This is a genomic window from Psychroflexus torquis ATCC 700755 (genome assembly GCF_000153485.2).
Classification (GTDB): Bacteria; Bacteroidota; Bacteroidia; order Flavobacteriales; family Flavobacteriaceae; genus Psychroflexus; species Psychroflexus torquis.
Genome location: NC_018721.1, coordinates 3,814,315 through 3,838,727, shown reverse-complemented (window position 1 = coordinate 3,838,727; position 24,413 = coordinate 3,814,315). Strand labels below are relative to the sequence as shown.

Here is a 24,413-nt window from a genome sequence, read left to right as displayed (position 1 = left end):
CATGAAAAGAAGAATCAAAAAAGTCGCAGTGATTGGTTCAGGCATTATGGGTAGTGGTATAGCTTGCCATTTCGCAAACATTGGTGTTGAAGTCCTTCTAATGGACATTGTTCCTCGCGAACTCACTGAGAAGGAAGAAAAACAAGGTAAAACTTTAAAAGATCCAAGTGTTAGGAATAGAATTGTGAATGATGCCTTGCAAACGTCACTTAAGTCTAACCCCTCCCCTATCTACCATAGAGATTTTGCAAAGAGAATTGAAACTGGTAACCTAGAAGACCATATTTCAAAAATTAAAGATGCAGATTGGATTATTGAGGTTGTTGTTGAAAGACTAGACATCAAACAACAAGTTTTTGAAAACCTTGAAAAACATAGAACACCCGGCACTTTAATTTCTTCAAACACATCTGGTATTCCTATCAAGTTTATGACTAAAGGTAGAAGTGACGATTTTAAAAAACACTTCTGTGGTACTCACTTTTTTAATCCACCAAGATACCTCAAGTTACTTGAGATCATTCCGGGACCAGATACTTCAAAAGAAGTGTTGGAATTTTTAAATGAATATGGTGAAAAGTTTCTTGGAAAAAGAACAGTTGTTGCCAAGGACACTCCTGCATTTATTGGTAATCGAGTTGGTATTTTTAGTATTATGAGTCTATTTCATATGGTTAAAGATATGGATATGACAATTGAAGAGGTCGATAAACTTACTGGACCAGTTATTGGAAGGCCTAAATCCGCAACGTTTAGAACTGTAGATGTTGTTGGTTTAGACACATTGGTTCATGTTGCTAATGGTTTATATGATAACGTTCCTAAAGATGAGCGGCACGACTTATTTAAACTACCAAGTTTCATCGAAAAAATGATGGAGCATAAATGGTTGGGTAGCAAAACAGGTCAGGGTTTCTATAAAAAAGTAAAAAATGGTGATGGCTCTAGCGATATTAAATCTTTGGACTTGGAAACCTTAGAGTATCGGGACAGAAAATCTGCCAAGTTTGATACTTTAGAAAAAACGAAATCGATTGATGCTGTTGTAGACAGATTTCCTGTCTTAATTGAGGGTAAGGACAAAGCTGGGGAGTTTTATAGGAAAAATTTCGCCGCCTTATTCGCTTATGTTCAAAATAGAATCCCAGAAATCACGGATACCTTATATAAAATAGACGATGCTATGAAGGCTGGATTTGGCTGGCAGCATGGTCCTTTTCATATCTGGGATGCTATTGGCTTAGACAAAGGAATTCAATTGATGAAAGATGAGGGCTTTGAGGTTGCTGATTGGATACATACCCTTTCAGAATCAAATCAAAAATCATTTTATAGCATTAAATCAGGTAAAACTTATTTTTATGATGTAGATCAAAAATCTCATCAGAAGATTCCTGGTCAAGATGCTTTTATCATCCTTGATAATATTAGAGAAAGTCATGAGGTTTTCAGTAATAAAGATTTAGTTGCTCAAGATCTTGGCGATGGAATTCTAAACATTGAATTCCGAAGTAAAATGAATTCTATAGGTGGTGATGTGCTTAATGGTATAAACGCTGCTATGGATATTGCAGAGAAAGAATATGATGGAGTTGTTATTTCGAATACCGGTGATAATTTCTCAGTGGGAGCAAACATAGGAATGATCTTCATGCTTGCTGTAGAACAAGAGTATGAAGAGTTAAATGCGGCCATTAAATATTTTCAGGACACTATGATGAGGATGCGCTATTCTTCTATACCAACGGTAGCAGCGCCCCATCAAATGGCACTTGGAGGTGGATGTGAATTATCCATGCACGCAGATAAGGTTGTAGCTCACGCTGAAACTTATATTGGATTAGTTGAATTTGGCGTAGGAGTAATTCCAGGCGGTGGAGGTTCTAAAGAGATGACCCGAAGAGCTGCTATGACTTTTCAGAAAGATGATGTAGAACTGAATAGACTTCGTGAAAATTTCTTGACCATAGGAATGGCTAAAGTTGCCAAATCTGCACACGAAGCTTATGATCTAAATATTCTTGAAAAAGGAAAAGATATAGTTGTTGTAAGTAGAGATCGCCAATTGGCTGTCGCTAAAGAACAAGCAAGACTCATCGCTCAAAATGGATATACTCAACCAGTTAAAACCAATGATATTAAAGTTCTTGGTAGACAAGCACTAGGAGCCTTCTTGGTTGGAACAGACCAAATGAAAGCTGGAAAATATATCAGTGAGCATGATCACAAAATCGCAAAAAAATTGGCTTACGTCATGTCTGGAGGAGATCTCTCTGAAGCTAATTATGTTTCTGAACAGTATCTTTTAGATCTAGAACGTGAAGCTTTCTTATCGCTATGTGGCGAGAGAAAAACCTTAGAGCGTTTACAACATATGATTAAAAAGGGTAAACCCTTGAGAAACTAAAAACCATCTAAATCTTCTCAAAGGGAAGACCTGAAGAGATTAAGTTTTAAATATTAACTAAAAAAATACCCACTAAAATCCCCTTTCCTACGGAAAGGGTTAGGGATACGAAAATGAAAACAGCATATATAGTAAAAGGATATAGAACTGCAGTAGGGAAAGCTCCTAAAGGAGTGTTCCGCTTTAAAAGACCAGATGATCTAGCCGCTGAAACCATAGAATATATGATGAAGCAATTACCCGAATTTGATAAGTCTAGAATAGATGATGTCATGGTTGGTAATGCTATGCCAGAAGCAGAGCAAGGTCTAAATATGGGGAGATTAGTTTCTCTTATGGGTTTAAAAACTGAGGAAGTACCTGGAGTAACTGTCAATCGATATTGTGCCTCTGGAATTGAAACTATAGCCATGGCATCAGCCAAGATACAAAGTGGGATGGCAGATTGTATTATAGCAGGTGGTGCAGAAAGCATGAGTTATCTCCCTATGGGAGGTTATAAACCAGTACCCAATTATGAAACGGCTAAAGCTGGAAATGAAAGTTACTATTGGGGAATGGGATTAACAGCAGAAGCTGTTGCAGAAAAATATAAAATTAACGCAAAAGATCAAAATGAATTTGCTTACCAATCCCATCAAAAAGCGGTAAAAGCTCAACAAAATAACCGCTTTAAAGATCAGATCGTACCTATAGAAGTTGAAGACATCTTTGTAGATTCTAATGAGAAAAAACAATCTAAAACATACACTGTAGATCAAGATCAGGGTCCAAGAGCAGATACTTCTGAAGAGGTTCTAAACAGATTAAGACCTGTGTTTGAAGAAGGAGGAAGTGTTACCGCTGGGAATTCTTCTCAAATGAGTGATGGTGCAGCTTTTGTAATGGTAATGAGCGAAGACATGGTTAAAGAATTAAATCTTGAACCAGTCGCTAGAATGGTGAGTTACGCCACTGTAGGTGTTGAACCAAGGATCATGGGAATAGGTCCTGTAAAAGCTATACCTAAAGCTTTGAAACAAGCCGGTTTAAAATTGGAAGATATGGAGCTTATAGAACTTAACGAAGCTTTTGCGTCCCAGTCTTTAGCTGTCATCAGGGAATTGGGTATCAATAAAGATATTCTCAATGTTAATGGTGGTGCCATTGCTTTAGGGCATCCATTAGGTTGCACAGGAGCTAAATTATCTGTCCAAATTTTTGATGAAATGAAAAAAAGAAATTTAAAAAACAAATATTCTATGGTATCCATGTGTATAGGTACAGGACAAGGTGCTGCTGGAATTTATGAAGTTTTTTAGCAATAAATAATGAGTAGTCAGTAAAAACTAGATTATACATGATTACAAAAATTTAAAAGTTTTGCAAAAAACCATCTAATTAACAAAAGCTGTTTTTAAATTTTCAGATCACTTACCTAACGAAGATAAATAAGGAATAATAAATTAAGTAAAACACTCTATAGTGTCTACAGTTTCAAAAAGTGGGGAATGTGCTGAAAGACTTACTGATAAAGACTGTGTAATTTTTTGAATATCAGTCGAGGCTTGTGTTTTGAATTATAAACTCAATTCGTTTTAATCCAAGACCTTTTTAAATTGAAAATCAAAATGAAGTCACTGAAATAAAATAATGAATTTAGAATATGATATACATACTTATCATTTCTAAATCACCTAAATAAATTAATACTTGATACTGATTACTTGAAATTAAAAAAAAAATTAAAAAATGGAAACAAAAGAAAAAATTGATGACATGATCCGTGGTGGTCAATTCATCGTGAAAGAGACAAAAGCTGAAGATGTCTTCACTCCAGAAGATTTTTCTGATGAGCAAAAGATGATGAGAGATTCTGTAAAGGAATTTGTTGATAGAGAAATATGGCCTAAAAAGGAAGAATTCGAGAAGAAGAATTACAATTTGACGAAAGAAATTATGAGAAAAGCTGGAGAGCTTGGATTTCTTGGCGTCTCAGTTCCCGAAGAATATGACGGTCTAGGAATGGATTTTGTATCAACGATGCTGGTTTGTGATTATATTTCAGGTGCCACAGGTTCTGTTGCTACAGCATTTGGTGCTCATACAGGAATTGGAACCTTACCCATTACTTTATATGGAACTGAAGAGCAGAAGAAAAAGTATGTTCCAAGATTAGCTACTGGTGAGTGGTTTGGAGCTTATTGTTTGACTGAACCAGGAGCAGGATCTGATGCTAATTCAGGAAAAACTAAAGCTGTCTTATCAGAAGATGGTTCTCATTATAAAATCACAGGTCAGAAGATGTGGATTTCTAATGCAGGCTTCTGTGATTTATTTATTGTTTTTGCTAGAATTGAAGACGATAAAAATATCACTGGTTTTATTGTAGAAAAAGATTTAGAAAATGGAATCTCCATGGGTGATGAAGAGAAAAAATTAGGAATCCATTCCTCTTCTACTCGCCAAGTCTTTTTTAACGAGACTACAGTTCCAGCAGAAAATCTATTAGGTGAACGTAATGGAGGTTTCAAAATTGCTATGAACTCACTTAACGTTGGGAGAATTAAACTTGCTGCTGCATGCTTAGATGCTCAGCGTAGAGTTTTAACAGCAGCGGTAGAATATGCTAACGTAAGGGTGCAATTCAATACCCCTATTTCAAAATTTGGTGCTATTCGTTCTAAATTAGCTGAAATGGCTATGTCTATCTATGCAGATGAAGCTGCAAGCTACAGAGCTTCAAAAAATATTGAAGACAGAATTAACCTAAGAAAGGAAAATGGAAGCTCACATCAAGAAGCCGAGCTAAAAGGTGTAGAGGAGTTTGCTATCGAATGTTCTATCCTTAAAGTTGCTGTTTCTGAAGACATTCAAAGATGTACAGATGAAGGGATTCAAATTTATGGAGGTATGGGATTCTCTGCAGACGCTCCTATGGAATCGGCTTGGAGGGATGCGAGAATAGCAAGAATCTATGAAGGTACCAATGAGATCAACAGAATGCTTTCTGTGGGTATGCTCATAAAAAAAGCGATGAAAGGACATGTAGATTTATTAGGACCAGCAAAAGCTGTGGCTGATGAATTAACTGGAATTCCATCCTTTGAAACTCCAGATTATACTCAGCTTCTTGCTGAAGAAAAAGCTATGCTTAAAAGATTGAAAAAAGTTTTTTTAATGGTTGCTGGAAGTGCCGCTCAAAAGTATGGAGAGGAATTAGACCAACATCAACAGATCTTATTAGCTTCTGCCGATATCTTAATTGAAACGTATATGGCAGAATCAGCTATATTAAGAGTAGAAAAGAACGCAATGCGTTATGGTGAAGATTCTCAAAAAGTTCAAATCGCTATAGCTAAATTAAGACTTTATAAAGCTGTTGATAAAATCAATGAAAAAGCTAAAGAAGGTATTATCTCCTTTGCTGAAGGTGATGAGCAAAAAATGATGCTTATGGGATTAAAACGTTTTACGAAGTATGAAAACTACCCAAATATCGTTGAGCTTAGAAATAGTATTGCTGATAGGATTATAGAAGATAACAAGTATGCAGTTTAAACAACTCATTCAATTATTAAAAAAACCCACTTTCCTGTGGGTTTTTTTATATTAATCCTAATATATAAGAATATGAAAGCAATTTTAATTCTATTCCTTGTTTTATTTTCCAATTTAATCTTCGCTCAAAGTTTGAATGGAGCATGGGAAAAAATAACCGATTCTGAAAGTCAACAAAGAACCATTAAACTGTATAGTGATTCTTATTTTACATCCTCGACCATTTTAAAAAATTCTGGTGAATTTATATCAGCCTCTGGTGGGACTTATTTTATAAATGATTATGACTATATGGAGAATTTAGAAATCCATTCAGAATCAGCGGCGATTACTGGAAATTTTTTTAATCATAATTATGAAATAAAAGGAGATTCTTTGAACTTAAAGGATATAAATTCAAATACTATTGAAAAATGGATAAGAATTGATGATGCCGATAATGATAATGTGACTTGTTGGAAAATTCATCAAACATTCAGAGATTCTAATTGGATAACTATTGAAGATAGTCCCCGAAAGACCTTGAAGCTTTTGACCAATAATTACTATCAAGTATTAGCACTGAATAGCAGGACTGGACAATTCTTTGGATCTAGTGGTGGACAATGGGAATTAAAGAATAAAAAACATTTCGAATTTATCCATTTTTTCTCTAAAAATCAAAAAATGGTTGGTGATACATTAAGCTTTGAAAAAGAAATTAAAAAAAATATATGGACCCATAGCGGTAAGAGTTCTAAAGGAGATTATATCCAAGAACGCTGGATAAGATTTTAATAAAGAATTCCCTTTAGTGAGAAAAGGGAATTCTTTATTAATTTAGGTTAGTAATTTACGTAATCAATAATTTCAAGGCCATACCCTATCATCCCCACTCTTTTTTTATGTTTTGTGTTGGACATCAATTTTATTTTATGAACCCCCACATCGTGTAAAATTTGAGCTCCAATGCCAAAATCTTTTTCATCCATAACTACTCTAGGTGCTTTAGCAATATCACCTTCACTTTGATTTAGTTTAAGTGCCTTTAACCTAGATATTAAATTAAACCCTTGTATATCTTGGTTTATAAAAACTATAGCTCCTTTGCCTTCCACATTCAATTGCTTAAACATACTGTCAAGCTTTTGATCAGAATTGTTGGTAAGTGTTCCTAAAATATCACTATTTACTAAGGTTGAATTCATTCTCACTAGAACTGGCTCATCAATCTTCCAAGTTCCTTTAGTTAAGGCCAAATGAACCTGATCATTTGTAGTTTGGTGATAAGCTCTTAATCTAAATTGACCAAATCTTGTATTCAGTTCAAAATCTTCAGATTTTTCAATAAGAGAATCGTGCTGCATTCTGTAGGCTACTAAATCCTCTATAGAAACTAATTTAAGACCGTGTTCTTTCGCGACTTCAACTAATTCTGGAAGTCTAGCCATACTTCCATTTTCATTCATGATCTCACAAATAACCCCAGCAGGTTTTAAACCAGCAAGTCTAGCAAAATCTATAGAGGCCTCTGTATGCCCAGTTCTTCGTAAAACTCCACCTTCTTTTGCTATGAGTGGAAAGATGTGTCCAGGCCTATTTAAATCATGTGGTCGTGTCTCATCGTTGCATAAAGCTTGTATGGTTGTAGACCGATCTGATGCAGAAATACCTGTAGTCACCCCCTTACCTCTAAGATCTACAGAAACTGTAAACGCTGTTTCCATAGGATCGGTATTATTACCGACCATAGTGGTGAGATTTAATTTTTTACAACGTCCTTCAGTTAAAGGTGAGCAAATAAGGCCTCTTCCATACTTCGCCATAAAATTGATTATCTCTGGAGTTACCTTCTCTGCTGCTGCCAAAAAGTCGCCCTCGTTTTCTCTATCTTCATCATCCACAACTATGATGATTTTTCCTGCTCTTACATCATCTATGGCTTCTTGTATAGAATCCAATCTTATTTTACTATGTTTCATTTTTATTTTTTTCTAATATTAAAAACTTTTGATTTTATATTTTTAACCAACTTATCTAAAGGAACAGCTATAAAATCTAGATTCACAAATCCTTGATCAGTTGTTGCTCTGTAAGTTAAATAAATACTCAAAGGAAAAAGAATAATGGTAGATAACCAAGATCCCAGAAATGGAGATAAACTTCCTCCTTCTGCGCTATTTCCTGCAAACAATCCTATAAAATGGTAGGTCAAAAACACTATAACAGCAATAACCATTGGTAATCCGAGTCCTCCTTTTCTTATAATAGCCCCTAATGGAGCTCCTACAAAGAATAGAATAATGCAAGCAAAAGGCAAAGCATATTTACTATGCATAGCCATTTCAATTTTATTTAAGAGAATTTCTTTTCGTTTAAACTGATTTTTTTTGGAAATGATCTGAGGTGTAATACTATTGACAGAGTTTGTAGCGACATTAAAAATCTGAGATCTCTGTCTGTAAGGATATTCCCAGAACAAACTATCTATGGAAAAATCTTTATAAACATTATATTGGCTATCTTTTTCTTGATCTGCACTTAAAATAGAATCTCTGCCTGTTTGGTCTACTATAGTTTGGTTGATCTTTCTTCTGCTAGAACTATCAAGTTTAATAGCAGAGTTTAAAGTTCTTTGGAGACCACTCCTTTGGTTTATTAATCTATTGAGACGTTCTCTACCTTTTACATAATCAATTGAAAAAGAATCCAACTGAATTCTTAGCTCACTTGTATTTAGCATCTTGTAGGGATGTTTCAAACTCTCATCATCTAAATCTACATCATTGAAACCTGATAAATCTATGTTCAAAATATATTTATCAAAGGCACTTTTCACAAAGGGTGCCTTTAGCTTTTGCTGGTAAGTTTTTGTAGGGACTTCATCGTAATAGTTTCCATCGTACAAGACTAAAGATAAAACACTAGAAGTTTCTGCAGATTCCAATACACCATGATCTGCTTTTATCACTGTGTAATTTCCAACTCTGTTCTCTGATTTTTTATGAATAATGACATCGTCAAGATTACGACCGTCAGGGCCACTTTTTTTATTTACTTTTATATTGATATTTCCCATATCATTAAATGCTCCCTCTATAATAGCCAAAGACGGTTTTACTTGAGCAATATTTTTACGCATGTTCAACACCTTGCCTTCAGCATAGGGAATAACAGTATTAGCAAAATAAAAAGTGACTGCACCAAGAAGCAGAATAAATACAATTAGGCTTCGCATAGCTCTTTGAAGAGAAATACCGGCAGACTTCATCGCTGCAAATTCATATTGCTCTGCAAAACTCCCAAAAGTCATGATGGACGTCAGCAAAATGGTTAGCGGGAGAACCATGGGAATAAGGTTGGGAAGCAGGAAGAGTAAAAACCTCGAAATGATTTCTAAGTCGATGTCTTTACCAGCAAATTCCTCGATAAACCTCCAAACCGATTGAAGAATAAAAATTAGCATCAAAATTGTAAAAACAGATAAGAATGTTTTTACAAAAGAAACTAGAATATAGCGGTCTAAAATTTTCAATACTTAATTTTTAATCTAGTTCATTGATATAATAATCCGCATATTTTGATCTTTGAAATTGAAAATGATTTGCTGAAAGTGGTTCATTAGTTTTAAACTTAGTCACTCGGATCTCAATTTTCGTATCCCCAGGCTGAACCTGGATTAAGTTAAAAATATGCTTGGTTTGTCGATCTATTCCTAAGAGGATTTGCTTCATTTCATTTTTTGAATCCATAGGAATCAATTCCACATATTGAATTTTTCTTCCTTTAACATCTTGGATAATATCCATTTTGAAACGGTATCCTTCTTTGTAAAAAGTCAACATTTTGGAGGGAGTGATTTGTTCTGTATCCATTTCATCGTATAAAGAAATAGTCACTTCTTCGTCTTCTGGAACAATGGTATATATTTTCTTTCCATCAAAAATTTGAGTTGTTCCCATCAAGTTTAAAACATACTTGTCTCCTTTTATACTCACATCTCCTCTGGTTTCTTGTTTAAGATTCTGCTCTTGGTTTTCTAAAGTATAACTAAAGTCAATAACTAGATTATCGTAAGATTCTACTTTATTAAGAACCTCTTTTACAAGCTTTTTAGCTTCAGGATCATCTTGGGCTACTATGCTATGACTCAAGAAAAAAGTAAATATAATAAAAGTTGATAGTGCAATTTTTTTCATGGATTATGAATTTTGTTCGTTTTTAAGTAATTCTTCTAGGGCTATAAAATCTGGAACCAAAACTTGTCTGGCTTTACTTCCTTCAAAAGGACCTACAATCCCTGCAGCTTCCAATTGATCAATAATTCTTCCAGCTCTGTTATAACCAAGTTTTAATTTTCTTTGTAAAAGGGATGCTGAACCCTGCTGTGCATTAATAATAACTTCTGCAGCGTCTTTAAATAGCTTGTCTCTATCTTCGATATCATTATCAACACCTGTGCCAGAGTCCTCGCCAGAATACTCGGGTAATAGATAAGCATCGGGATAGGCCTTTTGTGAGCCAATAAAGTCTGTAATTCGCTCCACCTCAGGGGTGTCTACAAAAGCGCACTGCAATCGAATCAAATCATTACCTTGGGTAAACAACATATCTCCTCTACCTATAAGCTGATCTGCACCTCCAGCATCTAAAATTGTTCTTGAATCGATTTTAGATGTAACTCTAAACGCCATTCTGGCTGGAAAGTTAGCTTTTATCATTCCTGTAATAACATTCACAGAAGGCCTTTGGGTGGCAATAATTAAGTGTATCCCTATCGCTCTTGCCAATTGGGCCAATCTTGCGATTGGCGTTTCTACTTCTTTACCAGCAGTCATTATTAAATCTGCAAATTCATCGACGACCAACACAATATAAGGAAGGAATTTATGTCCATTTTCTGGATTTAATTTTCTAGCCTTAAATTTTGTATTGTACTCTTTGATGTTTCTCACCAACGCATCTTTAAGTAGATTATATCGATTGTCCATTTCGATACATAATGAATTTAAAGTGTCAATTACTTTTGTGTTATCTGTAATAATAGCCTCTTCAGTATCTGGAAGCTTAGCTAAATAATGCCTTTCAATTTTATTGAAAAGAGTTAATTCTACTTTCTTGGGATCTACTAAAATAAATTTCACCTCAGCAGGATGTTTTTGATATAAAAGTGACGTCAAGATTACATTTAAACCAACCGACTTACCTTGGCCTGTAGCTCCAGCCATAAGCAAGTGTGGCATTTTAGCAAGATCTACTGTGTAGGTTTCATTGGAGATGGTTTTACCCATAGCAATTGGTAGCTCCATCTCTGCGTTTTGAAATTTATTGGAAGCAACAACAGAACGCATAGGCACAACCGATGGGTTTTGATTTGGAACTTCTATTCCTATGGTTCCCCGTCCTGGGATTGGAGCTATAATCCGTATCCCAAGGGCAGAAAGTGACAAAGCAATGTCGTCTTCAAGATTTTTAATTTTTGAGATTCGGATACCAGCCTCTGGAACAATCTCATATAAAGTAACTGTAGGACCAACGGTAGCTTTTATTTGAGCAATTTCAATTTTATAATTCTTAAGCGTATCTACAATATTATTTTTATTCTGTTCCAATTCTTTTTGATCGATAGTAATGCCTCGACCAGAATTGTAATCCTTGAGCAACTCTATACTGGGAAACCGATAGTTTGCAAGCTCTAAAGTAGGATCAAATTCACCAAAATCTTCAACAAGTTTTCGACTAAGTTGGTCAGTTTCCCCCTCATCTTCAGTGGTTTCTACTTCCATCTCAACATCGTCTTGTTCTTCAGGTTTTGTATCAATTTCCTCTTTTTCTTCTTTGGACTCATTTGGAATTTTCTCGCTATAAGAGTTTTCAATTTCTACATCTTTATCAACGTTAAGCTCTTTTGTAGAGTCTTGATTATTTTTATGAATGACAATTTCAACCTCTTTGTTGATATCTTCTGAAGTAGGTTTACGTTGGAACTCCACTTCAGAAACCTCATCTTTAACTTGTTTCTTTTGCTTTGAATACGATTTTGATAAAGCATCTGGAGTGAGGTGTAATCTAGAAACCAAATAAATGATTAACGTAAAAATCAAAATAAGTGTAACTCCGAGTTTACCGATATAATCTTGAAGAAAATCGTTCAGTTCAAATCCAACTACTCCTCCTAAAATAGGGTTTGAAGAAGCGAAAAAACCCAAAAGGAGTGAAAACCATAGAATAACATATGCCCCCCAAAACCATAAAGTTCTCAGTTTAAATAATTTTAGATTCAAGAATAAGTACATCCCCGTAAAAAAGAGCATGACAGGAAGACTCAAGATAGATATACCAAAGCCTTTGTAAATGAATGAATGACTTATATAAGCTCCAAACTTATTGAGCCAATTATTAGAAGATTCGGTTCTATCTAAGACATTAGCCATTAAGGATTGATCTGCTTGCCAATTGAAGAAATAAGAAACAAAAGAAATGAATAATCCAATTGCAAAGAGCATAAGAAAACTCCCAAAAATAATTTTGGTGCGCTTAGAAACCTTGAATTTAACCTTAGGTTTAGTTTGTTTAGCCTTGGACTTAATAGGGCGTTTAGTTTTGGTCATAAAGATAATATCGTACGAGACAAAAATACAAATATTAAACGCTTAAACTAATCAAAATAGTGCGACAAAATAAGGAATATAAATCACCAAACCCATAACCAATGCAAATAGACCTGCAATCAAGACTGCCCCTGCCGCAAGATCTTTTACTTTTGCTATAGCCTCATCCTGATTAGGCTGGACAAAATTCGCTAACTCTTCTATCGCTGTATTTAATCCTTCAAGACCTAGAACCAGAGCCATAATCCCCAATTGAGCTAACCATTCAGCTTTAGTAATTTCAAAATAAAAGCCAGCTAAAATAGCTAAAAGACAACTTAAAAGTTGGTATTTAAAACTGTCTTCTTTTAAAACCAATATCCACAATCCTTTAGAAGCGAAGACAAGAGATTTTAGGCGTTCAACTATTATTTTCTTGCTAAACATTGATTGACTAATCTAATTGATTTCATGGATCTAAAATAGGCACAAATAAAAAAAGAAACTGAATATCAGTTTCTTTTTTTAATCTAAGATTGAGATAAAATCTATTTGTCTATGGAACCCAAAACTCTTTTTGCAAAAGTATTGCCTGCGTCTTTTTCTGACATGCCATCTTTAACCATTTTATCCATTTCTATGGCTCCAGCGATATTTGTTATGATTTCGCCTATAATGTCCATTTCTTCATCTGTAACGGATCTATGTTCACAAAAAGATTCTAAAACCTCAATAGTATGCTCTAATTTCTGAGCATCGTTATTCTTTTGAAAATGTTTAATTACTGGTAACTTCATCTACTAATTCTTTTAAAGATTCAAATTTATTAGTTTGAACTTGGTTTTTAAATTCTCCATTTTTAAACGTCGCAAAAGTTGGTAAGTTATCCACAGTCGCCAATTTTCTAGATTCAGGGAATTTTTCTGCATCTACAATAATGAATTGAATACCTTCATTCTCTTTCGCTAATTTTTTAAATTTTGGCTTCATCAATCTACAATTCCCACACCATGTTGCTGAATATTGTACAACAACTGTATCGTTATTTTTTAAAGAATCTGCCAAATTATCTTGATCTAATTCTAGAAACATAATTTATGATTTTAAGTTAGGCTAGACCTAGTGAGGCCTAGCCAAAATTATTTTAGTTACTTGATAAATAAGAAGAAACTCCTTTTCTATCTGCTTTCATGCTTTCTTTACCTTCTTCCCAGTTTGCAGGACAAACTTCTCCGTGTTTCTGTACGTGAGTATACGCATCAATCATTCTTAAAAATTCATTGACGTTACGCCCTACTGGAAAGAAATTTACACCTTCGTGAAATACCAATCCTTCTTCGTCGATTAGGTATGTTGCTCTATAAGTAACATTATCTCCATCTACTGTAAGATGTCCATCCTCATCGTCATATCTTTCATTGGTGATATCTAGTATACCTAATCTAGAACTTAAGTTTCTATTAGAATCCGAAATAATTGGGTATGTAACACCTTCAATACCTCCATCATCTTTAGGAGTATTTAACCAAGCAAAATGAACTTCTGCAGTATCACAAGATGCTCCTATTACTATAGTATTCTTTTTCTCAAATTCTGGTAAAGCGTCTTGGAAGGCATGTAATTCTGTTGGGCACACATAAGTAAAATCTTTAGGGTACCAGAAAAGCACGATTTTTTTATTTTCTTTTTTTGCTTTCTCTAAAATATTAATTTCAAAAGTATCCCCCATTTCATCAATGGCATTAACTTTTAAATCTGGAAATTTTTTTCCTACTATAGACATATTGTTTGGTTTTATTTATTAATAACTTCACTACAAAAATATAACATAAGTTAGATTTAAACATGGAAGTTTTAAAATCTATTCTTATAGCTAGATAAGTTTAGTTTATAGCTAGAATCTTCTCTAATGATCTGAAGAAAAAGCCATTAGCAAATCTTGTTTTAGATCTTGAGTATCTTCAATACCTACAGAAAAACGTATAAGATTAGATTTAATGCCTTGAGCATGACGTTCTTCTGCAGTCAACAAAGAATGAGATGTTTTTTCTGGAGATAAAACCGTGCTCTCTACTCCTCCTAAGCTTAAAACGTTTTTAATCATTTTTAAAGAATCAAAGAATTTGACAGTATCACGCTTTTCATTTAATTCGAAAGATAGCATTCCTCCAAAACCCAACATTTGGTCTTTAGCTAATTGGTGCTGAGGATTTGATTCTAAACCTGGGTAATAGACTTTATCTACAAAACTAGAATTCTCAAGAAACTCTGCCATATCCATGGCATTTTGGGTTTGCTGTTTGACTCTTAGGTTAAGTGTTTTCATACTTCGCTCAAGTAACCAAACGGTTTGGTCCGCGAGACTTCCTCCAAAATTCTTTGCTTTAGAAAATACTTTATTCATAATAGCTTCTGTAGATGCTACAGCGCCAGCCGTAATATCACTATGCCCCCCAAGATATTTGGTGGCACTGTGTAAAACAATATCAATTCCAAGATCGAGTGGTCTTTGATTAATAGGACTGGCGAACGTATTATCGGCCATTGTTAAGATACCTTTTTCCTTTGCAAATTTAGATACTAATTTAAGGTCTGTTATTTCCAATAAGGGATTTGAGGGAGTTTCTATGTAAAGTAATTTAGTCTCAGGTTTTACAGTAGACTCCAAAAGTGTCAAATTATTCACGTCGATGAAATCAAAACTTATTCCATAGCGATGACATTCTTCAATAATAAAATTGCGAGTTCCCCCATAAATCTGATTTTGAAGAATAACGTGATCTCCAGATTCCAATACACTCAACATAGCTGTAGTTATGGCTGCCATTCCACTTCCAAATATAAGGGCTGACTCAGCATGCTCCAATTCAGCTATTTTTTTTGCTAAAAAATATTGGTTGGGACTATTAAAATATCTAGGATAGATAGAAGTTTCTAGACCTTCATAAGCATAAGCTGTAGACATATATAGTGGAGAAACAGCTCCTTTATAAATGGTGTCTTTTACATCACCACTATGAACACAAATTGTATTTAAGCCTTTTTGCATTTTCTTTTTTTTTTCAAATTTAATGGGTTTACCCGTAACTTTAAATTGAGAGCAGTTTAATTTCAGTATTAACACTTTTTTATATATTTACCAACTATGGAACATTTATTTATAAATATCAAATCTCTTTTACAAGTAAGAGAACCTGGAAGCGAAATTTTGAAGGGAGGAAGTATGTCGAATCTCCCTAAGATAGACATGGCATTTTTGCATATAAAAGAAGATAAAATTATCGATTTCGGATCTATGAGTTCTGCTCCTGATACAATTACGGCTGAAGTCATAGATTGTAGCGGTAAGTTTATTTTACCTACTTGGGTAGATTCTCATACTCACTTAGTCTATTCGGGACATAGAGAAGACGAATTTGCAGATAGGATCGATGGCTTATCTTATGAAGATATCGCTCAAAAAGGTGGAGGAATTCTCAATTCCGCAAAAAAGTTACAAGCGACTAGTTTTGAAAAATTATATGCTGAGACAGAAGTGAGACTTAAGGAAATCATGCAACTAGGGACTGGTGCTGTTGAGATAAAATCTGGATACGGACTTACCTCAGATGCTGAGTTGAAAATGCTGAAGGTTATCAAAGCCTTAAAAGATAATTATACACTTCCAATTAAAGCAACATTTCTTGCGGCACATGCTGTTCCTAAAGAGTACAAAGATCAAAAAGGGACTTATTTAGCCATGGTTATTGACACTATATTGCCCAGAGTTGCTAAACAAGGTTTGGCCGACTACATTGACGTTTTTTGTGAAAAAGGCTATTTTGATTTAGAGGATACAGAACGATTGATAAAAGCAGGTCAAAAACATAACTTAAAGGTTAAAATACACGTCAATCAATTTAATAGTTTTGGAGGAGTAAAATTAGCTTCAGAGCTTGGTGCACTTACTGTAGATCACTTGGAAGAATTAACTGAAGATGATGTTTTAGCCTTAAAAAAGGGAACTACAATCCCTGTAGCTTTACCAGGATGCTCTTTCTTTTTGGAAATCCCTTATACTCCGGGTAGACATATCATCGATAATAATCTACCTTTAGTTTTGGCTTCCGATTTTAATCCTGGAAGTTCACCCTCAGGAAATATGAATTTTATTGTTGCCTTAGCTTGTATTAAAATGAAACTCACCCCGGAAGAAGCTATAAATGCAGCCACATTTAATGCTTCTTTTGCTTTGGACTTACAAGATAAAGTAGGGAGTATTACGCGAGGAAAATTAGCTAGTTTTATCATCACCAAAAAAATTCCATCTTATCGTACACTTCCTTACGCGTTTGGTTCTAACTGTATTGAAAGCGTTTGGATTTCTGGACAACTTATTTCTTAATCTATGGAAAATTTTACTTTTTTTAACACCTCAGATATTTCTAAGTTCATTAAGCATAGAGAAAACGAAACAAAGTTTGGTGAAGGTGTTAAAACCGTTTCAGAACTAGATCAACTAGCTGAATGCGGTGCCGGATATGTTTTATTTGGAATACCAGAGGATCTTGGAGTCATAGCCAATTTCGGGAAACCAGGAACTTCAAAAACATTTCAACATGTTTTATCTTCCTTATTAAATATTCAAAATAATAAATTCAATCGTCCAGACAACCTTGTTCTCCTTGGCCAAATAAATTGCGATAGTTTTTATGAAGAAGCAGAATCTTTAAATCCCAAATCTGAAAATTATGAAAATCAATTAGGAGATATTGTTACCAAAATAGACAGTGTGGTAACTGCAGTCGTAAAAGCTATCGTAGAGTCGGGCAAAACTCCTATCGTAATTGGAGGTGGTCATAATAACTGCTATGGCATTATAAAAGGGACTTCCACTGCTCTAGATAAACCAATAAATGTTTTAAATATCGATGCCCATACCGATTTAAGAATCCCAGATTACAGGCATAGTGGCAACGGCTTTAGGTATGCCTTTGAGGAAGACTATTTAAACAAATACCATGTATTTGGGCTACATAAGAACTATACGTCACAAGAAATATTTGACTTTATAGATCACGAAAAAGTTCTCAACTATTTTCTATACGAAGATGGCTTGCACCTTACTACACTGGATAAATGCGTCAGGCTAAAAAATGGAGTCGATTTTTTAAATAGGACGTTTGGTTTCGAGTTGGATTGCGATGCTATTGGCGGAATGAATTCTAGTGCAGAAACACCCTCTGGATTTAGCATTAGAGACATTAGAACGTTTATTAAACTCATCAAAAAAGAACAAGTTCATTATTTTCACATATGTGAAGCAGATGCTTCAAAAGATAAAACCATAGGAAAGGCTATAAGTTATTTTGTTTCTGATTTTATAAGAGATGATGATTGATTATTGAAGATTTATATTCAATCCAAAAAAGCTTGAACTTGCAGCTCTATTAAATCTTGCGTAAGAATAGCTAAACCTTAATTTATTAAGTTTAATACTCACTCCTCCTGTAAGTCCAGAAAACGCTCTTTGATCTTGTATTCTTAATTCTTCACCCCTTCTAAAATTATATCCCAACTGAATGCTGAATCCTCCATCAGGAAATAGTTCTGCACCAAGTATAGTATGTCTAAGTGCGTTATTGATGAAACTAGGATCGTCTGTAGTTACGTTTCCAGTTAAATCCTCAATATCTCTTGCCGTGTTTCGGAATGAAAGATTCCATTGTTGTAAGTTTTCTAAAGTAACGTGCCATCGGATTGGCGCTTTTTTTAGTTTTTGGGAAATTCCTAGAACAACTTCAAAGGGCATTGATTCTCTGACATCGTTAAAGGCTTTAAATTGAGTTCCAAAATTCCTCACCACACCAGAAATAATTAAATCCCATTCTGGATAAATATAACTTACCCCAACATCTGCAGCTCCTGCAAAGGAAGAATATTGTTCTAAACTAGAAGAAATAAGTTTAAGATTCACCCCTACGTAATAATCAGACCTGCCAATTCGCCTAGAATATCCTACGGATAATGCAGCTTCAGACCCACCAAATTTTGATGTTGAATTACCAGCTTCATCAAATCCTTCAAACCTCCCGTAATCAATAAAAGTCACTCCAGCTTGGATAATTTGGGTTCTTCTTCCAATATCATAAGCATAAGAGGCAGTTCCGTAATTGACATCTGCAAAATAGTTCATGTAATTCACTGACATTTGGTTATGCATGTCAAAATTGATTAAGGCTGGATTTGCCATTGCATCTGAAGGGTCAAATGAATAGGAAGTGATATTTTTCCCACCAAGAGCTGAAACTTTTGGAGAAACAGGCAAATTTAAAAATTGATAGGTATTTTGCCCACCAATTTGTGCCTTAGTAGACCAAGTTACACTGAAAATAAATAGTAAAAAAAGTAATTTGAATTTCATTAAAGTCTATACTGCTCAGTATTGAAACGTATTGCAATGTAATTTATTTTGAAATGAATCAACCATAAAAAAACCAGATGATTTAATCATCTGGTTTTTAAAATTAAAGCTTGAGTAAACTATAAAATTTTAGCGTCTTTTACCTTTTGCTTTAGGAGAGCTAAGTCTAAAACTTCATGCATCTCACTAACATAATTAATCTTAAGTCCCTTGAGATAATCTTCTTTGATTTCCTCAATATCCTTACGATTATCTTCGCATAAAATAATCTCTTTAATTTTAGCTCGCTTAGCAGCAAGAATTTTCTCTTTTATACCACCAACAGGAAGTATCTTACCTCTTAAGGTAATTTCTCCTGTCATGGCTAAATTCTTTTTGATTTTACGCTGAGTAAATAAAGAGACTAAGGAAGTTAACATCGTTACACCAGCACTAGGTCCATCTTTTGGAGTTGCCCCTTCAGGAACGTGGATATGAACATTATAATTGGTGAAAATATCTGTATTCAAATCAAATTTTTCAGCATTGGATTTAATGTATTCCATGGCAATAGTGGCCGACTCCTTCATCACTTTACCCAAATTACCTGTAATGCTAAGATTTCCTTTTCCTTTAGATAAAATGGATTCAATAAATAAGATTTCACCACCTACACTAGTCCAAGCTAAACCTGTGACAACACCGGCGACATCATTATTTTCGTAAGAATTTCTTGGGCGGGAAGGACCTAATATTTTTTCAACAGCTCCATCGGAGACTTTAACGTCATAGTCTTCTTCCATCGCAATATTCTTAGCGATATTTCTAATTACTTTAGCAACCTGTTTTTCAAGGTTTCTAACTCCTGATTCTCTTGTGTATCCTTCTATTATTTTTTCAAGCTGTTGTTTTCCTAGCTTGATATCTTCTTTTTTAATTCCATGTTCGGAAATCTGTTTAGGTACTAAATGACGCTTAGCAATTTCAATTTTTTCCTCCACTGTATATCCACTAACGTTAATGATCTCCATTCTATCCCTTAAAGCAGGATGAATTGTTGCAAGATTGTTGGCCGTTGCTACGAACATAACTTTGGATAAATCGTAACCGACTTCCAAAAAGTTATCATGAAAATCGTTATTTTGTTCTGGATCTAATACTTCTAGCAAAGCAGACGAAGGATCACCTTGGTGACTATTCCCTATTTTGTCGATTTCATCTAAAACGAAAACAGGGTTACCAGTACCCGCTTTTTTAAGACTCTGTATAATTCTACCTGGCATTGCTCCAATATAGGTTTTTCGATGTCCGCGTACTTCTGCTTCGTCTCTTAACCCACCAAGAGAAACTCTAGCATATTTTCTACCCAAAGCTTCTGCAATAGACTTACCCAAAGATGTTTTTCCTACACCAGGAGGACCATAAAGACAGAGAATTGGGGATTTCATGTCTTTTCTTAATTTAAGGACAGCAAGGTATTCTATAATTCTTCTCTTAACATCTTCTAATCCATAGTGATCTCTGTCCAAAACTTTCTGGGCTCGTTTTAAATCGAAAATATCGTCACTGTAGTGATCCCAAGGAAGATCCAAAAATAAATCTAAATAGTTTCGCTGAATAGAATATTCGGCCACTTGGGGGTTCATTTTTTGTAATTTACCCAATTCTTTATTGAAATGCGTTTCAACAGTTTCTTTCCATTCTTTTGCTTTAGCACGTTCGCGCATGTCATCTACTTCTCCTTCAGAAGAAACCCCTCCCAATTCTTCTTGAATGGTTTTCATCTGTTGGTGAAGGAAGTATTCACGCTGCTGCTGACTCATGTCATTTTGCACCTTTGACTGTATGTCATTCTTTAGCTCGAGTTTTTGAAACTCCAGATTCATATATTTCAAAGTGGAAAGCGCTCTTTCTTTTAGGTCACTGGTTTCCAAAAGTTTTTGTTTATCCTCAACATCTACATTCATATTGGAAGAAACAAAATTGATTAGAAATGAAGAACTCTCAATATTCTTAATAGCAAAGGAGGCCTCTGACGGAATATTTGGGCTATCCTTTATAATTCTTAGAGAAAGGTCTTTTACGGAGTCTATAATAGTTTCGAACTCGTTGTCGTCAGACTCCGGTTTAAGCTCTTCAAATTCTTCAACTTTACATTTTAAATACGGTTGATCACTAACCAGTTCTGTAATTTTAAAGCGTTTTTTTCCTTGAATAATGACCGTTGTATTTCCATCTGGCATTTTTAAAACCCTTAGGATTCTAGCCACCACACCTACTTTATGAATACCTGCATAGGAAGGGTGCTCTTCGTCATCATTGGTTTGAGCTACAACACCAATAGTTTTATTTCCGTTATTTGCATCGTTAATCAACTTTATAGATTTATCTCTCCCAGCCGTGATCGGAATTACAACTCCTGGAAACAACACTGTATTCTTAAGAGGAAGTATTGGTAAATCATCGGGAAGATCCTCTCGATTTATTTCTTCTTCGTCTTCAGAGGTCATTAGGGGTATAAGCTCAGCATCCTCGTCTATGTTCTGAGATGATAAATTATCTAAATTAAATAGTCCTGATTTCGCCATAATTATTTTTTTGTCAAAATGTCAGTTACAACTGACTCGTCTTCTTTTTTTTATATTGATTTCTTTGGAAAAGACTGATTCCCAATAGAAATTATCTTTCTTCACTTGTAAGTTCAATTCCTATGCCACGCTAAATTACCAGTATTTATAGTTTTGTTTTTGTAGTCTATCAAAATTAGTCGAAATTTACCTTTCGATTAGAAATTATGACCACAAACCAAGAATTTGATCAAGTCATCGAGACCTGCAGAGATCTCTTTGAAATGAAAACTAAAGATTATGGAACAGCTTGGAGAATTCTTAGACTTTCTTCATTGACCGATCAGATCTATATAAAAGCATGTAGAATACGAAGTTTACAAGAAGCTACTGAGAAAAAAATTGAAGAAAATGAGGATTCCGAGTTTATTGGAATTATCAACTATTCCTTAATGGCTTTGATTCAAATTGAACTTGGTTTTGCCGATAAAGCCGATTTAACGAGTGAAAAAGCTTTGACTCATTATAACGTTCAAGTCAAAAAATCGAAAGATTTAATGATTGATAAAAACCATGATTATGGAGAGGCTTGGAGGAAACTCAGAGTCAGTTCACTAACGGACCTTATCCTTCAGAAATTATTGCGCGTTAAGCAAATTGAAGATAATCAAGGTCAAACTTTGGTAAGCGAAGGTATAGATGCCAATTATCTCGATATTATCAATTATTCTGTATTTGCTTTAATTCATTTGACCTCAAAACAAAATTAAATGAGATATTTAGTAGGTTTATCAAGAATTCTTGTTGGTGTTTTATTTATTTTCAGTGGATTTGTAAAGTTGAATGACCCGATTGGGTTTTCTTACAAGCTTCAGGAATATTTTGGTGAAGGGGTCTTAAATCTTGAATTTCTGGTGCCATATGCACTAGTAATTGCTATTTTTATTGTCATCTATGAGTTGCTTTTAGGAGTGACTCTTCTTATAGGATATGCTCCAAAATTTACGAAATGGAGTTTATTACTTATGATTATATTTTTCACCTTCCTTACTTTTTACTCAGCTTATTTCAATAAAGTAACCGATTGTGGATGCTTTGGGGATGCCATTCCATTAACACCGTGGCAATCTTTTGGAAAAGACGTCATCTTGTTTATTCTTATCTTAATTCTGTTTTTAAATGACAGCTATCTAAAACCACTATTTAATAAAGCTTCTTTAAAATGGGTTGTATTTGCTACTGCTATAGCTTGTCTGTATTTTGCTTACCACGTGTTAATGCACTTGCCTGCTTTAGATTTTAGAGCTTATTCAAAAGGAACAAACATTCCCGAAGCTATGTCCTTTCCTGACGATGCACAAGAGGCCGTATATGAATACCAATGGACGTTTGAGGAGAATAGTGTTTCAAAAGTGTATACCACTAACGGAAGCTATCCCAATGTCCCAGGAGAATTTATAACTGTGACTACAGAGTTGATAACTGAAGGTTATCTCCCTCCTATCCATGACTTTTCAGTAATGAAAAATGGTGAAGACTTTACAGAATCATTAATGGAAGAAGATAAACTACTTATCATAGTTGCTTATAATCTTTCAAAAACTGAACTTCAAGGTTGGGCTCAAATTAAGTCAGCGTTATCAAAGGCTAAAGCTGAAAATTATAAAATAATAGGATTAACAGCTTCTGGCCCTTCAGCTATTTCTAAATTTAAATCTGAATACGCTCTTGATTTTGATTTCTATTTTGCTGATGAAACCGCTATTAAAACTATTATAAGAGCAAGTCCAGGTTTAGTCAATATTGAAAAAGGAACTATCGTAGACAAGCTAAGTTGGAACGATGCAGATGATTTTTAAAATTTCTAAAACGTGCTAAAATTAATTTTTCAAAAGGTGGGCTATGCTCTTTTAACTATTTTTGGGGTTGTAACTGTCATCTTTTTTTTATTTAGCGTTTTACCTGGAGACCCTGCACAAATGATGTTAGGGCAAAATGAAACCCAAGAACAACTTCAGAAACAAAAAGAAAAATATGGGTTCGATAAGCCTATAAGTCAGCAATATCTATTCTATCTCAACGATTTGTCTCCATTATCTTGGCATAGTCAGGAAACTTCAGATTTCACTTACTTTGAGGATGATAAATATTCCGGGGTAAAATTACTGAACATCTCCACAGGAAGTTTGTATTTTAAATATCCATACCTAAGAACTTCATTTCAACGACAAGACCAAGATGTCATCGATATTATTAAGCAAACTTTGCCCAATACAGCGATTTTGGCTATATCGTCGATCATAGTGGCTTTGTTAATTGGTATTTTCTTAGGGATTATTTCTGCCCTTCAAAAGGATACTTGGATCGATAAGGGCATACAAGTCTTAAGCACTCTTGGAATGAGTTTACCTTCTTTTTTTAGTGCTATTCTTGCGGCTTGGCTTTTTGGTTTTGTACTTCGAGAGTACACAGGTCTCAACATGACAGGAAATCTGTATGAATTGGATGATTTTGGAGAAGAAAAGCGTTTGCATTTCAAAAATCTAATTCTTCCCTCTCTGGTACTAGGTATTCGTCCGTTAGCAGTTGTAGTTCAGCTTATGCGGAGTTCACTTTTAGAAGTATTTCAACAAGACTATATTAGAACTGCAAAGGCAAAAGGCTTAAATACTTATTCTATAATTGTAGGACATAGTCTTAAAAACGCCCTTAACCCTGTTATAACTGCTATTTCTGGATGGTTTGCTTCTATGCTTGCAGGAGCTGTTTTTGTAGAATACATCTTTGGATGGAATGGATTAGGAAAAGAAATTGTTGATGCTTTAAATACCTTAGATTTGCCAATTATAATGGGAGCTGTGTTAACTATAGCTATCGTTTTTATCATTATTAATATATTCGTAGACATCATATATAAATTATTAGACCCAAGAATTACTTAAAAATAT

General features: G+C 34.5%; 20 protein-coding genes. 9 read left to right on the top strand and 11 right to left on the bottom strand.

Features of this window, described 5'->3' with window-relative positions:
- Window position 1: 1 nt before the first annotated feature.
- The 4 genes from P700755_RS16485 to P700755_RS16470 all read left to right on the top strand — a co-directional run bounded on the left by P700755_RS16485 (window position 2) and on the right by P700755_RS16470 (window position 6,724).
- On the top strand, window positions 2-2,407 hold the full coding sequence (locus tag P700755_RS16485) for a 3-hydroxyacyl-CoA dehydrogenase/enoyl-CoA hydratase family protein (RefSeq protein WP_015025766.1): 2,406 nt from the start codon (window positions 2-4) through the stop codon (window positions 2,405-2,407).
- A gap of 113 nt (window positions 2,408-2,520) precedes the next feature.
- The gene (locus tag P700755_RS16480; RefSeq protein WP_015025765.1) at window positions 2,521-3,708 is read left to right on the top strand and encodes an acetyl-CoA C-acyltransferase; all 1,188 of its coding nucleotides are present in this window, start codon (window positions 2,521-2,523) and stop codon (window positions 3,706-3,708) included.
- Between the two features lie 430 nt (window positions 3,709-4,138).
- Window positions 4,139-5,947, top strand: a complete 1,809-nt coding sequence (locus tag P700755_RS16475) for an acyl-CoA dehydrogenase family protein (RefSeq protein ID WP_015025764.1) — start codon at window positions 4,139-4,141, stop codon at window positions 5,945-5,947.
- A gap of 72 nt (window positions 5,948-6,019) precedes the next feature.
- Entirely contained in the window at window positions 6,020-6,724 is a 705-nt protein-coding gene (locus P700755_RS16470) for a hypothetical protein (RefSeq protein WP_015025763.1), read from the top strand.
- 47 nt (window positions 6,725-6,771) lie between these two features.
- Here P700755_RS16470 and ribB read toward each other — a convergent pair whose 3' ends face one another.
- The 9 genes from ribB to P700755_RS16425 form a co-directional block, all read right to left on the bottom strand.
- Window positions 6,772-7,908, bottom strand: a complete 1,137-nt coding sequence (gene ribB / locus P700755_RS16465) for a 3,4-dihydroxy-2-butanone-4-phosphate synthase (protein WP_015025762.1) — start codon at window positions 7,906-7,908, stop codon at window positions 6,772-6,774.
- Between the two features lie 2 nt (window positions 7,909-7,910).
- A complete protein-coding gene (locus P700755_RS16460; RefSeq protein WP_015025761.1) occupies window positions 7,911-9,461 on the bottom strand; it encodes an LptF/LptG family permease in 1,551 nt (516 codons plus the stop codon).
- Window positions 9,462-9,471: 10 nt separating this feature from the next.
- The gene (lolA1, locus tag P700755_RS16455) at window positions 9,472-10,125 is read right to left on the bottom strand and encodes an outer membrane lipoprotein periplasmic chaperone LolA1 (RefSeq protein WP_015025760.1); all 654 of its coding nucleotides are present in this window, start codon (window positions 10,123-10,125) and stop codon (window positions 9,472-9,474) included.
- Between the two features lie 3 nt (window positions 10,126-10,128).
- A complete protein-coding gene (locus P700755_RS16450) occupies window positions 10,129-12,537 on the bottom strand; it encodes a DNA translocase FtsK (protein WP_015025759.1) in 2,409 nt (802 codons plus the stop codon).
- Between the two features lie 51 nt (window positions 12,538-12,588).
- Entirely contained in the window at window positions 12,589-12,963 is a 375-nt protein-coding gene (locus tag P700755_RS16445) for a diacylglycerol kinase family protein (RefSeq protein ID WP_015025758.1), read from the bottom strand.
- Between the two features lie 101 nt (window positions 12,964-13,064).
- Window positions 13,065-13,313, bottom strand: coding sequence for a DUF6952 family protein (locus P700755_RS16440; RefSeq protein WP_015025757.1), 249 nt, complete (start codon window positions 13,311-13,313; stop codon window positions 13,065-13,067).
- Window positions 13,294-13,608 carry a thioredoxin family protein gene (locus P700755_RS16435; protein WP_015025756.1) on the bottom strand — a complete coding sequence of 105 codons (315 nt, stop codon included), beginning with the start codon at window positions 13,606-13,608 and terminating at the stop codon, window positions 13,294-13,296. The genes P700755_RS16440 and P700755_RS16435 overlap by 20 nt, the downstream gene beginning before the upstream one ends.
- A 52-nt stretch (window positions 13,609-13,660) precedes the next feature.
- The gene (locus P700755_RS16430; RefSeq protein WP_015025755.1) at window positions 13,661-14,299 is read right to left on the bottom strand and encodes a peroxiredoxin; all 639 of its coding nucleotides are present in this window, start codon (window positions 14,297-14,299) and stop codon (window positions 13,661-13,663) included.
- Window positions 14,300-14,422: 123 nt separating this feature from the next.
- Window positions 14,423-15,565, bottom strand: coding sequence for a trans-sulfuration enzyme family protein (locus P700755_RS16425; RefSeq protein ID WP_015025754.1), 1,143 nt, complete (start codon window positions 15,563-15,565; stop codon window positions 14,423-14,425).
- 96 nt (window positions 15,566-15,661) lie between these two features.
- Here P700755_RS16425 and hutI point away from each other — a divergent pair, with 96 nt between their 5' ends.
- Together hutI and P700755_RS16415 are read left to right on the top strand one after the other, a co-directional pair.
- Window positions 15,662-16,900, top strand: a complete 1,239-nt coding sequence (gene hutI / locus P700755_RS16420) for an imidazolonepropionase (RefSeq protein ID WP_015025753.1) — start codon at window positions 15,662-15,664, stop codon at window positions 16,898-16,900.
- Window positions 16,901-16,903: 3 nt separating this feature from the next.
- Window positions 16,904-17,896, top strand: coding sequence for a formimidoylglutamase (locus tag P700755_RS16415; protein WP_015025752.1), 993 nt, complete (start codon window positions 16,904-16,906; stop codon window positions 17,894-17,896).
- Here the strand turns inward: P700755_RS16415 and porQ are convergent, their stop codons facing one another.
- Both porQ and lon read right to left on the bottom strand, forming a co-directional pair.
- Window positions 17,897-18,919, bottom strand: coding sequence for a type IX secretion system protein PorQ (gene porQ, locus P700755_RS16410; protein WP_015025751.1), 1,023 nt, complete (start codon window positions 18,917-18,919; stop codon window positions 17,897-17,899).
- 119 nt (window positions 18,920-19,038) lie between these two features.
- Window positions 19,039-21,486, bottom strand: coding sequence for an endopeptidase La (gene lon / locus P700755_RS16405; RefSeq protein ID WP_015025750.1), 2,448 nt, complete (start codon window positions 21,484-21,486; stop codon window positions 19,039-19,041).
- A 206-nt stretch (window positions 21,487-21,692) separates the two neighbouring features.
- Here lon and P700755_RS16400 point away from each other — a divergent pair, with 206 nt between their 5' ends.
- From P700755_RS16400 to P700755_RS16390, 3 genes are read left to right on the top strand one after another with little or no spacing between them, the layout of a single operon-like run.
- Window positions 21,693-22,235: a DUF1599 domain-containing protein gene (locus P700755_RS16400; protein ID WP_015025749.1), complete on the top strand. Its 543-nt coding sequence runs from the start codon at window positions 21,693-21,695 to the stop codon at window positions 22,233-22,235.
- Window positions 22,236-23,324 (top strand): BT_3928 family protein, encoded by a 1,089-nt coding sequence (locus P700755_RS16395; RefSeq protein ID WP_015025748.1) that lies wholly within the window; start codon window positions 22,236-22,238, stop codon window positions 23,322-23,324.
- A gap of 12 nt (window positions 23,325-23,336) precedes the next feature.
- Entirely contained in the window at window positions 23,337-24,407 is a 1,071-nt protein-coding gene (locus P700755_RS16390) for an ABC transporter permease (RefSeq protein WP_015025747.1), read from the top strand.
- Window positions 24,408-24,413 lie beyond the last annotated feature (6 nt).